10 protein-coding genes are annotated in these 10,809 nt (G+C 35.2%); 6 read left to right on the forward strand and 4 right to left on the reverse strand.

Translation table 11 applies throughout. The features are described from left to right. Window positions 1–120: 120 nt before the first annotated feature. Window positions 121–981 (reverse strand): ROK family protein, encoded by an 861-nt coding sequence (locus tag EKM79_RS01345; RefSeq protein ID WP_125565337.1) that lies wholly within the window; start codon window positions 979–981, stop codon window positions 121–123. Between the two features lie 98 nt (window positions 982–1,079). On the opposite strand from EKM79_RS01345, the gene EKM79_RS01350 reads away from it, so the two are divergent. Then, a complete protein-coding gene (locus EKM79_RS01350) occupies window positions 1,080–1,898 on the forward strand; it encodes a MurR/RpiR family transcriptional regulator (RefSeq protein ID WP_125565338.1) in 819 nt (272 codons plus the stop codon). 50 nt (window positions 1,899–1,948) lie between these two features. Here EKM79_RS01350 and EKM79_RS01355 read toward each other — a convergent pair whose 3' ends face one another. After that, entirely contained in the window at window positions 1,949–2,638 is a 690-nt protein-coding gene (locus EKM79_RS01355) for an N-acetylmannosamine-6-phosphate 2-epimerase (RefSeq protein WP_125565339.1), read from the reverse strand. Window positions 2,639–2,651: 13 nt separating this feature from the next. Continuing rightward, entirely contained in the window at window positions 2,652–3,533 is an 882-nt protein-coding gene (locus tag EKM79_RS01360; RefSeq protein ID WP_211331256.1) for an N-acetylneuraminate lyase, read from the reverse strand. 420 nt (window positions 3,534–3,953) lie between these two features. Between EKM79_RS01360 and EKM79_RS01365 the strand changes: the two genes are divergently transcribed. From EKM79_RS01365 to EKM79_RS01385, 5 genes are read left to right on the forward strand one after another with little or no spacing between them, the layout of a single operon-like run. Further along, window positions 3,954–4,697 (forward strand): sugar phosphate isomerase/epimerase family protein, encoded by a 744-nt coding sequence (locus EKM79_RS01365; RefSeq protein ID WP_125565341.1) that lies wholly within the window; start codon window positions 3,954–3,956, stop codon window positions 4,695–4,697. Further along, window positions 4,697–5,890, forward strand: coding sequence for a cation:proton antiporter (locus tag EKM79_RS01370; RefSeq protein ID WP_125565342.1), 1,194 nt, complete (start codon window positions 4,697–4,699; stop codon window positions 5,888–5,890). Before EKM79_RS01365 ends, EKM79_RS01370 begins: the two co-directional genes overlap by 1 nt. Then, a complete protein-coding gene (locus EKM79_RS01375) occupies window positions 5,887–7,401 on the forward strand; it encodes a sodium:solute symporter family protein (protein WP_125565343.1) in 1,515 nt (504 codons plus the stop codon). Before EKM79_RS01370 ends, EKM79_RS01375 begins: the two co-directional genes overlap by 4 nt. 18 nt (window positions 7,402–7,419) lie before the next feature. After that, window positions 7,420–8,238 (forward strand): alpha/beta hydrolase, encoded by an 819-nt coding sequence (locus tag EKM79_RS01380; RefSeq protein WP_125565344.1) that lies wholly within the window; start codon window positions 7,420–7,422, stop codon window positions 8,236–8,238. Window positions 8,239–8,262: 24 nt separating this feature from the next. After that, the gene (locus EKM79_RS01385) at window positions 8,263–9,243 is read left to right on the forward strand and encodes an acetylxylan esterase (protein ID WP_125565345.1); all 981 of its coding nucleotides are present in this window, start codon (window positions 8,263–8,265) and stop codon (window positions 9,241–9,243) included. Between the two features lie 61 nt (window positions 9,244–9,304). Here EKM79_RS01385 and EKM79_RS01390 read toward each other — a convergent pair whose 3' ends face one another. Next, window positions 9,305–10,645 (reverse strand): Na+/H+ antiporter NhaC family protein, encoded by a 1,341-nt coding sequence (locus tag EKM79_RS01390; RefSeq protein ID WP_125565346.1) that lies wholly within the window; start codon window positions 10,643–10,645, stop codon window positions 9,305–9,307. Between the last annotated feature and the right edge of the window lie 164 nt (window positions 10,646–10,809).

Below are 10,809 nucleotides of genomic sequence, written 5' to 3' on the forward strand. Positions count from 1 at the left end.
CGCGCAGCAAAACACAGCTTCTTCCGTTTAACTACAAACGCCCCCGCATTTACTTACGTAAATACGAGGGTGTTTTAGGTTATACTCAGAAACTAAACGTGTTTTACCACGCTCTTATTTTTATAGCAAAAATTTTGAAACAGCACCATAAATCTGTGCTTTGTCAGCTAACTTAGCTATTTTTAGTTTTGTTTTGAATAATCCGTCAGGTATTTTTTGGTCCATATGGCGATTAAGCAAATCCAAAAGATAGTCGCCTTGTTGTGAAACAGCACCACCAATGACTAGTATTTCAGGATCAAATAATAATACTATTTCAGATAATCCTTGAGCAACTTCATCCGCCCAATCTTCAATTATTTGAAGATATGGTTCTTCATTGTTCTTAGCCTTATCAAAAGCATCAATAACGCTAACAGAATACTTTTTCAAACTACTCTCTAATGCCAATGTAGAAGCACGCTGTTCAAAGTATGTCTTACTATCATTGTCATACAATATATAGCCAATTGAATTAGCATAGGCATGTGAACCATCCAGCATATGTCCATTTTCTAAAAAGGCCCCACCAATTCCGGTACCTAGTGCGACACAATACACCGATTCACTATGTCTAGCTACACCATCTACCCGTTCTCCTAGTAAAGCGGCATCAACATCATTCACTACAAAAACTGGCAAACCGGATTGTTCTTCCAAAGTCGATTGAATTTTTGTTCCCTTATAATCAGGTATTGTTGGACCAGCGAACAGAATACTACCATCCTTCACAATACCCGCAGTACTTACCCCAATACCACTCAAGTCGTATTTGCCTTGAAATTGTTCCGTTAATTCTTGCAATAATTTTAAAATATAATTATTTTCATTGTGACGTGTATCGACTTTCCCAGAATCTGATATTGATAATGCACTATCAACAATCCCATACTTAATCGTCGTTCCACCAATATCAAATGCTAGATATTTTTTATTTTTCATAATTTACTCCTTCAATATTTAATTGTTAATAATTACCACGATTTATTTTTATAATATACATTATTGTATAATGTTATTAAAAACGAGGAGGCCACTCAATGAATACTTTAAAACTTATTGAAGATCTCTTACCTAGCCTATCTAGACAAGAACGAAAAGTAGCTATCAAAATCATTCAAGATTCTGAAGGTGTTCAAAAGATGAGTATCAATACTCTGGCTAAGAACAGCGGTGTAAGTAATGCTACAATCACTCGATTCGTAAAAAAAATGAATTGCAAAGATTTTTACGAATTAAAATTAAAACTTGCTGGAGATAAAAATTCAGAACCCGCAACCATAAAATCCGGATCAATAACTGACGAAGTTTATAGTTTCTACAAAAATGTTTTAAACGACACTTGGGAAAGATTAGATATAGATCAATTGAGAAAGATTGTCGAAATCATTTCAAATGGGAGAAGAATTTACCTATTTGGAATTGGAAGTTCCGGATATACCGCAATGGAAATGACTCAGCGATTGCTTAGAATGGGAATTGCCGCATTTCCTATGACCGAAAGCAACTTAATGTCCATTACTAGTAGTATTGTCGATAAAAACGATGTGATACTAGCATTATCGTCATCAGGTAACACTACCGGTCTGAATAATGCTTTGCAAATGGCAAAAAGTAATGACGCTACGATAATCGGGATTACTGGTATTGAAAAGAGCCCCATGTATGATATTTGTGATTACCCCGTTCTCGTTAAAAATAGCAATTTCGTCAATAATACAAGATTCATTAATTCCCAATTTGCATTAACGTACGCATTAGACATAATAACCACTATGTTGTTAGAAAATGATACTTATAGAACAAGATTGAATCACACTGTTGAAACAGTTCTTGATAACAAATTTGATAAAAACTAAAAACCGTTACTTGTTTGACCAACAAATAACGGTTTTTTTGTATTAAATTATTAAGCATTTACTGCATTAATAAATTTCGTTGCAATTTCTAGTGGTCTAGTAATTGCTCCACCAACAACAACAGCGTGACATCCTAAATCAATGCAATGACGAGCTTTTTCAGGTGTATCAACCTTACCTTCAGCAATAACCGGATGATCTGCAGTAACTAGGACCTTCTTTAAATAACTGAAGTCATCGTCAGCAATGTTTAAACCTTCAGTATCAGGAGTATAACCATGCATTGTTGTACCGATAATATCAAAACCTAATTCATTAGCTTCCTTAACATTTTCAATAGTAGCTGTATCCGCCATTAATAAGGTATCTGGGAATTCTTTTCGCATTTGAGAAACAATGTCTGCAAGTTTCTCACCATGTGGTCTAACTTGTCCAGTAACATCACATGCTACAACGGCTGCACCAGTGCTTGCAACTGCGCGCATTTCCTTAATAGTGGGTGTGATATAAACAGGAGAATCATCATAATCAACCTTGTCTAATCCAATAACTGGCAAATGAGTCTCATCTTGAATAGCTTGAATATCTACTACCGAATTAGCTCGAATGGCAACAGATCCAGCCATCTTTGCAGCACGCGCCATACGAGCCATAATAAACGAACTGTGCAGTGGTTCATCTTTTAAAGCTTGACACGAAACGATTAATCTACCTTTAACTGTGTCCAAAAAATTATTCATCTTAAATCACTTCTTAGTTTTCTTTTAAGTATTTGTTATAGATTTCTTTTGCACCTGCACGCATTTCTGGAGTTGGTTTGGCCATTGGAGCCTTAGTAACACCAGCATGTACACCCATTTCTTCGAAAACAAGCTTCAATGAAGGATAAATATCATTCTTAATAAGAGCTGTAATTAAATCATTGCTTTCTTTTTGAAGTTTACGTGCTTTATCAATATCACCATCCTCAAAGGCAATCATTTCAGCCTTAGCGCGTTTTGCATTCAAGTTATATGTTGAACCAATTGCACCGTCAACACCAAGAGCAAGTGCTGGAAGTAACATTTCGTCAAAACCAGAAAGAATCAATTTGTCAGGGAAGGCATTACGTACTCTTTCAAGTAAGTAGAAGTCCGCATTAGTATATTTGATACCAATGATCTTTGGATTTTCAAATAATTCGCCAAATTGTTCCATTGATAATGAAACACCAGTAAGAGCAGGAATTGAATAGATAAGAAGTTTGTTGTCTACATCTTTTACAATTTCATTGTAGTAATTCTTAATTTGTTCAAAAGTATAATTATAGTAGAAAGGTGTTACGGCTGAAATCTTTGGATAGCCAAGATCAGTAACGAATTTTGCTAAGTATTTAGATTCATTTAAATCTAGTGAACCAACTTGCGCAATAAGATCAACAGCGCCATTAACTTCATCAATTGCTAACTTAAATACTTGTTCCTTTTGTTCATGACTCATATTGAAGTTTTCACCAGTACTACCGCCGACGTATAATCCGTCAACTTTATTAACGTCAATGTTGTAACGAATCATTTCTCTTGTTCCAGCCTCATTAATTGTTCCATCGTCATTAAAAGCTGTCATTAATGCTGAATATAATTTTTTCATCGTTATGCCTCGTTTTTTTTAGTTTTGTGTAATAGTTACTCGGTCGTCTACCGCTGACATAAATGTACAATACGATAATATATATTTCAATAGCAAAATATGGTAATAATTATCGTTTAAGTCCACAGTTATTGCTGTAACCGCTTTCTTAAGAAAAATAATTTTTTTAAAAAAATCAAAAATTCTAAAACAAACGCTATTTTAAATAAAACTTATTTTGCAATTAAATAAGCACATAATATAGTAGGCTTTAGATAATAATTATCATTTTGTGTGATATTAATAATTATTATTAGAAAAGCGTTTACATAACTAATTAAACATGTTATATTCTTCACGTAATAGTTATCCAGTCCATCTAACCGCTACTAATAAACACATATAGTGCTTATTAGTGACGGTTTTTTTTTGAAAGGTGGAAAAAATATGCACGTTTCAGTTAATACAGCAATTTTCTTAAATGAAGTTCAAAACGGTAAATCGCAATTTGAATGTTTAAAAGAATTATCTGCATCACCTATCGATAACATTGAAGTTAGAGGCGAACTATTTAAAGACGAGACAAAACAAGATGAATTATCCAGAATAAATGAATTATGTGAAAACAACCATTGGAAATTTTTCTACTCAATCCCTGATCAACTATTTAATACCAACGAAGTAAACCCTAACTTAGAAGAATATTTGAAAATGGCCGATGATAACAATATTGGCCAGCTAAAAATTAGCATGGGCGATTCTGATGACATTTCAGACGAGCAGTTAACTAATTTAACAAATCTACTGAATAAATATGACGTTCAAGTCACTATTGAAAATCAGCCGAATGAAGATGGTATTATCGACAAATTCGATAGACAACTTAAAAAGTTAAAAAATGCCAAAGTTCCATTAGGTTATACGTTCGATTCTGGAAACTGGTATTGGATAAATGATGATCCAACCATTGCATTCGACAAATTCAAAAATGACATTACTGTATTTCATTTGAAGGATATAAAAAATAAAGAAACCACCATGTTGGGTGAAGGACTAACCGATTGGCAGTCGATGCTTCGTAAATTGAATAGTGATACTCCTGTATTTTTAGAATACGACATCCCATCAGACAAGTTAAATGATCAAATCAATCAAGTAAATACTATTTTAGATAGTCGGGAATCAGAATAATGACATATCTCGTTCAGCTCGTTATTATTCTAATTTTGACAAAACTCGGTGCACATTTATCCAGCATATTAAACTTTCCAAGTGTCATTGGTGAGCTACTTGTTGGAGTTATTGCCGGTCCTGCCGTCCTTCATATCCTTGTCGGAACAACGTTCATCCAGTACTTCTCAGAAATTGGCGTTATCGTACTGATGTTCATTGCTGGATTAGAAGGCGATCTTTCATTATTAATGAAATATTGGAAACCAGCTTTAACTGTAGCAACATTAGGTGTTATTTTACCAACTATTTCTGCAGCAATGTTATGCGCTTTAATTTTTAATTTTGCTTGGACAACATCAATATTTATTGGACTCGTTCTTAGTGCGACATCTGTAAGTATCTCAGTCCAAGTTCTTAAAGAAATGGGACATATGAATACCAAAGAAGGGGCAATAATACTTGGAGCTGCTGTGGCTGACGATATAATATGCGTTATTCTACTAGGTATCTGTGTTGCATTCTTTGGCTCATCTGGCAGCAGTGATCAACCATTATGGTTAATGATCTCAACCAAATTATTATTCTTTATTTTGATGTTCATTCTTGGAAAATGGTTAGTTCCTCCCTTTATGTCATTTTTCAGCAAATTAAAAACTAGTGAAAATGAGGCTACTGGAGCATTGATACTTTGCTTTGGATTTGCGGCTATTGCCGTATCTTTGGGAATGAGTGATGTCTTAGGTGCTTACTTTGCCGGTATCGCTCTATCAGAAACTTCATTTAAAAAGAATTTAGCTCTCAAAATAGAGCCTATTGGTTACGCCGTATTTATCCCTGTATTCTTCGTCAGCATTGGGCTGAATATAAGTTTTAAAGGATTACAGAGTGACATTATCTTCATTGCTTCACTTATTATTATCGCAATCATCGGAAAACAAATTGGTGGTGCACTTGGTGCTAGATTATTCCATTTAACTTGGAATGAATCCAACATTGTTGGTGCCGGGATGGTTTCTCGTGGAGAAATGGCATTAGTTGTCGCTAATGTCGCTTTGAACGCCAAGTTGATTGATCCTAACCATTACACAGCAATGATTGTAGTAACAGTCGTAACAACTATCATCGCACCACTAATATTGAAACTATTTATTCAAAAATCTGAAAAACAAAATAAAATTGTCGGAAATGTAATTAATGAGGTGAAAGTATGACAAAAGTCGGTTTCGGTACCTTAAACTGGATTGTCTTAATATTGTATCTATTATCAATGCTTGGTGTTGGTGTTTATTTCACTAAAAAAGCCAGCAAGAATACTGATGCTTTCTTTAAAGCAAAAAGTAGTATTCCTGCATGGGCCGCTGGATTTAGTATTTATGCCACAACACTTAGTGCCATCACATTTATGTCCACTCCTGAACAAGCTTACCTAAAAGATTGGGCCTATGGTGTGGGTTCACTAAGTATCATTGTTATCGTTCCAATTTTGATCAAGTATTATGTTCCATTCTTCAGAAAATTGCAGGTTACCACAGCTTACGAGTATCTTGAAGAACGTTTCAGTCCCATTATTCGTGTTCTAGGTTCAGCACTATTTATGCTATATCACATTGGTCGTGTGGCCATCGTTATCTATCTACCAATCATTGCCATTACAACGGTTTCTAACATTAATCCAATTTTAATTGCCTGTGTTGTTGGTGGATTGTGTATCATTTATACATTCATGGGTGGTATCGAAGGTGTTATTTGGAGTGATGTTATCCAAGGATTCCTATTACTTGGTGGTGCCTTACTAGTTGTTCTAGTCGGTGGTTTATCAATTAAAGGTGGATTTGGAACAGTTGTAACTGATGCTGTTGCTAATCACAAAATCTTATCATCTCAAGATTTAAATATTGGTGATTTAACAAAATTCCTACCACTGATATTCGCTGGTCAATTCTTTAATACTGTCTATCAATACACTGGTAGCCAAGATGTTGTTCAACGTTATCAAACTACTGCTACACAAGAAGAAACAAACAAGTCATTATGGACAAATGCTTTTCTTGCTTTGATCACAATTCCTCTATTCTTCGGTATGGGTACTGTATTATACAGTTTCTATAGAAATACAGGCTCACTTCCAAAGGGATTCAACACAAGTGCCTTAGTTCCTTACTTCGTTATCACTAGAGTTCCCGCTGGTATTGCTGGATTGATTATCGCTGGTATCTTCGCCGCTGCTCAATCAACAATTGCTTCCAGTTTGAACGCCATTTCTTCATGTTTCGTTACTGACTTCAAGCAACGTTTCTTCGATCACAAATGGAAGAATATATCAGATGTTACACTCGCTCGTATTATTATTATTATCACCGGATTATTTGGACTTGGCATGTCGATCTATCTATTAATTGGTAACGCTTCTAAGACATGGGATCTATTCCTTACTGTTACTGGATTGTTCGGTGTTCCTATTGCTGGTGTCTTTGCCGTTGGTATCTTTACAAAACGTGCTAATACATTCGGCGTTATCTTAGGATTAATTGCAAGTATTGCTGTGACAGTCTATGTACAACAAACTAACGATTCTTCATTGATTGTTGCTACTGTCGCATTCATTACATCATTCCTATTCTCATATGTTCTTAGTTTCCTTGCACCTAAGAAATATATTCATAATATCGTAGGTTTGACTGCTTCAACTGTTAATGAAAAATACGTTAAAAGTACCAAATAAGATATGAGGTTATCTTAAATGCTACAAAAAAGAATAAATTTAAAAACTACAAATGATATAGAATTCAGTGTTGATATCTTTTTTAAAAAACAATTTCAAGAAAATCCAGATCCTAGAAAATGGCCTTTAATTATGATTTTTCCAGGTGGTGGATTTGTCGCGCTGGAAGAACGTGAATCAGAACCTATTGCTGAAGCATTTCTTGCAAAAGGTTATCAAACAGCAATCGTAAATTATCCTTTAATGAGCAACACACCCTTCTATCCAAATGCTATAATTGCTGGTTTAGATGCAATCCAATTCTTCCAGAAGAATGCTTCTGAATATAATATTGACTCTAAAGAAATTATCACATTAGGATTCTCAGCTGGATGTCACTTAGTATCATTAATGAATTCATTAGATACAAATGACAAAAAAGAATTAGGCTTCGATAATTCTGTAAAAGCTAATGCTCAAATACTCGCATATCCTGTCGTTGGGCTACAAATGGGATTTCCTAAAACTATTGCTGAAGCAAAGAAAATCAGCCCTGATAAAAAGTATTGGAATTCAAATGAATTAGTAACTGCACAAACTCCTCCCACATTCATTTGGCACACAATGGCTGACAAAGTTGTTCCAGTAAAAAATACTTTATCGTATGCTTATGCGTTATCAGAAGCCGATGTTCCTTTCGAATACCATGTCTTCAATACTTTTAGCGAAGGTATTCATGGTATAGGCCTAGCTTCATATGCGACTCAACGATATCAACACGATGAAGATGTGAATGATCGTACAGCAATATGGTTGAATTTGGCAGATTCTTGGATCCATAAGACATTAAGTTTATAATTTTGATGAAAGAAGTGAACTGAATTGCAAGATACTATGCCGCTAAAAGATATGGAAACATACACCGGTCGTGATAATCCTCCCAAAGATTTTGATGAATTCTGGGATAGTAACATCAAACAACTACCTACCATACGTAAATACAAACTAATACCCCAGGATTTTAACCTACCATTAGTAAACTGCTTCGAACTAATATTTGAAGGTACCGGTGGTGCATCTGTATACGCCAAATGTATCTTCCCCAAATCAGACTCGACCGTACCTGTTGTCTTCAACTTTCATGGATATATGGGACAATCTTCTGATTGGTCAACTCTACTTCAATTTCCAGCTGCAGGTTTAGGTATCGTAGCAATGGATACCAGAGGACAATCTGGTAAATCAACCGATAGTAAATCATTCCGTGGCAATACTGTTAAAGGACAAGTTATTCGTGGTGCTATCGATGGCAAAGATAATCTATTCTTTAAAGATGTCTACCTAGATGTTTTCCAATTAGTTGAAATCATCTCAGAACAATCATTCGTAGATGAAAATAAACTATATAGTTATGGTGGATCTCAAGGTGGTGCTTTATCGTTAGTTGCCGCAGCACTTAATCCAAAAATAAAGTCGACTATCGCAATTTATCCATTCCTATCTGACTTTAAACGTATCCTTGAGTTGGGTGACCAAAGTGAGCCTTATGATGAACTATTCAGATATTTCAAATTTTCTGATCCGTTTCACAGAACTGAACAGGAGATACTTAATACTCTATCCTACATAGATATCAAGAATATGGCGCACAGAATAAAAGGAAACGTCAAGTTGATTACCGGATTAGAAGACAACGTCTGCTTCCCTTCTACACAATTTGCAATTTATAACAGATTGAATTGCCAAAAAGAACACCTAATTATGCCCGAATACGGCCACGAAGATATGCACGTTCACGTCAATGATTACGTCATGAACTGGCTTAGTGGTTCCACAATAAATATTAGGACTCAAATAAGATAGTATAAAAAAGAAGTTGGTTAAGTTCATTTAGAACTTGGCCAACTTCTTTTGGTACCAAATATTATTTATCAATCTCAAAACTATCATATCCACTTTCGGGAGTCACCCTAACCCTAGGTAATCTTAAGAAAACAAACAGTAAACTCATAATAATCATCAAATAACAGTACCAAACCCAAGGAATAATAGATACTGGTGAAATTCTCGCCATACCACCGGCCACTAATAATTGACCAGCGTACGGAATCAATCCTTGTACATGTGTCGCAAACATCGACAACAACGCCGAAACTCGTGCACGAGATAATTTAAATTTGTGTCCAATTTCGGCAGCTAATGGAGCAACAGTGATAATAGCAATAGTATTATTCGTTGTAGCAACACATAGCAACGTTACCAACATGCCTATCGACAACTCGGCGCCATGCTTTGATTTTGTTCTTTTTCCTAAAGTATCCATCAACCATTGAATACCCCCTAAATACTTCATAATCTCAACCAATCCACCAACAAAAATTGAAATTATAGCTATATCTTCCATACCTGCCATACCAGTTTGAATATACAACATTGAACCAATTAAATCGAAGTCCTGATGAATAACACCAATTATTACTCCTGATATTACTCCAATCAACATAACCGGCATGACGCTTAATCCCGCCAGTGATAGCACAATAACCAATATATACGGAATTAAATCGACAAAGTTCCAATTGTACGCTCCCGTCAACACCACTGTCTTAATTGGATACAGTGCCAGTAAAATTACATTTATAACAATTGCTGGAATATAAGTAATTATATTCAATTTGAACTTTTCTCTCTGTTTCACACCTTGTGTCTGAACTGAAGCGATAGCTGTTGCGGAAATAAACGAAAGATTATCGCCAAACATAGCACTACCAACGACAATACCAGCCATTAATGCTGGACTGACACCAGTTTTTGAGGCAACATCCACTGCAACTGGCATCAAAGCTGTAATAGTTCCCATTGATGTTCCCATCGCAAAACTTAAAATACAGCCGATTATAAAAATTCCCGGTAAAATCATATTCGATGGCAATATGCTTAAGCCTAAATTAGTGACAGAAGATACAGCATGCATTTTAGACGCAATACCTTGGAATGCTCCTGCCATGATAAAAATTACGACCATCATGATCAGTGTTGGTTCACCGCCACCCTTGCAGAACTCCATGAACTTTTCGTTAAATGATAATTTTTTAGTTCCATTCGGCGGTGACAATACAAATGAAACGATTGAAGCAATAATCATCCCAACTAATAATGGCATACTATCAAATTTTCCAGATACAATACCAGTCCACGCATACAAAATCAAAAATACACCTAGTGGTAGTAAACCCTTGATACTGCCCTTTTTTGTTTCTTTCATTTAAACACCCATTATTTTCTTCGTAGATTAAAAACACAACGTAAAAATATTAAACCACGGGCCCTAATTACACAAGGGACTAAAAATGGGTCTAAACTTTCTGGTATTGGTGAAAGCCAATACCAGTTTTTTTATTGTCTAAATTTCTGGATAGAAAAAGGACC

It is taken from the genome of Companilactobacillus insicii, assembly GCF_003946015.1.
Classification (GTDB): Bacteria; Bacillota; Bacilli; order Lactobacillales; family Lactobacillaceae; genus Companilactobacillus; species Companilactobacillus insicii.

Coding starts and splice junctions, on each gene's coding strand:
- EKM79_RS01355 (WP_125565339.1), bottom strand. CDS start 2,638: ATGAATAATTTTTTGGACACAGTTAAAGGTAGATTAATCGTTTCGTGT.
- EKM79_RS01390 (WP_125565346.1), bottom strand. CDS start 10,645: ATGAAAGAAACAAAAAAGGGCAGTATCAAGGGTTTACTACCACTAGGT.
- EKM79_RS01375 (WP_125565343.1), top strand. CDS start 5,887: ATGACAAAAGTCGGTTTCGGTACCTTAAACTGGATTGTCTTAATATTG.
- EKM79_RS01350 (WP_125565338.1), top strand. CDS start 1,080: ATGAATACTTTAAAACTTATTGAAGATCTCTTACCTAGCCTATCTAGA.
- EKM79_RS01380 (WP_125565344.1), top strand. CDS start 7,420: ATGCTACAAAAAAGAATAAATTTAAAAACTACAAATGATATAGAATTC.
- EKM79_RS01345 (WP_125565337.1), bottom strand. CDS start 981: ATGAAAAATAAAAAATATCTAGCATTTGATATTGGTGGAACGACGATT.
- EKM79_RS01370 (WP_125565342.1), top strand. CDS start 4,697: ATGACATATCTCGTTCAGCTCGTTATTATTCTAATTTTGACAAAACTC.
- EKM79_RS01365 (WP_125565341.1), top strand. CDS start 3,954: ATGCACGTTTCAGTTAATACAGCAATTTTCTTAAATGAAGTTCAAAAC.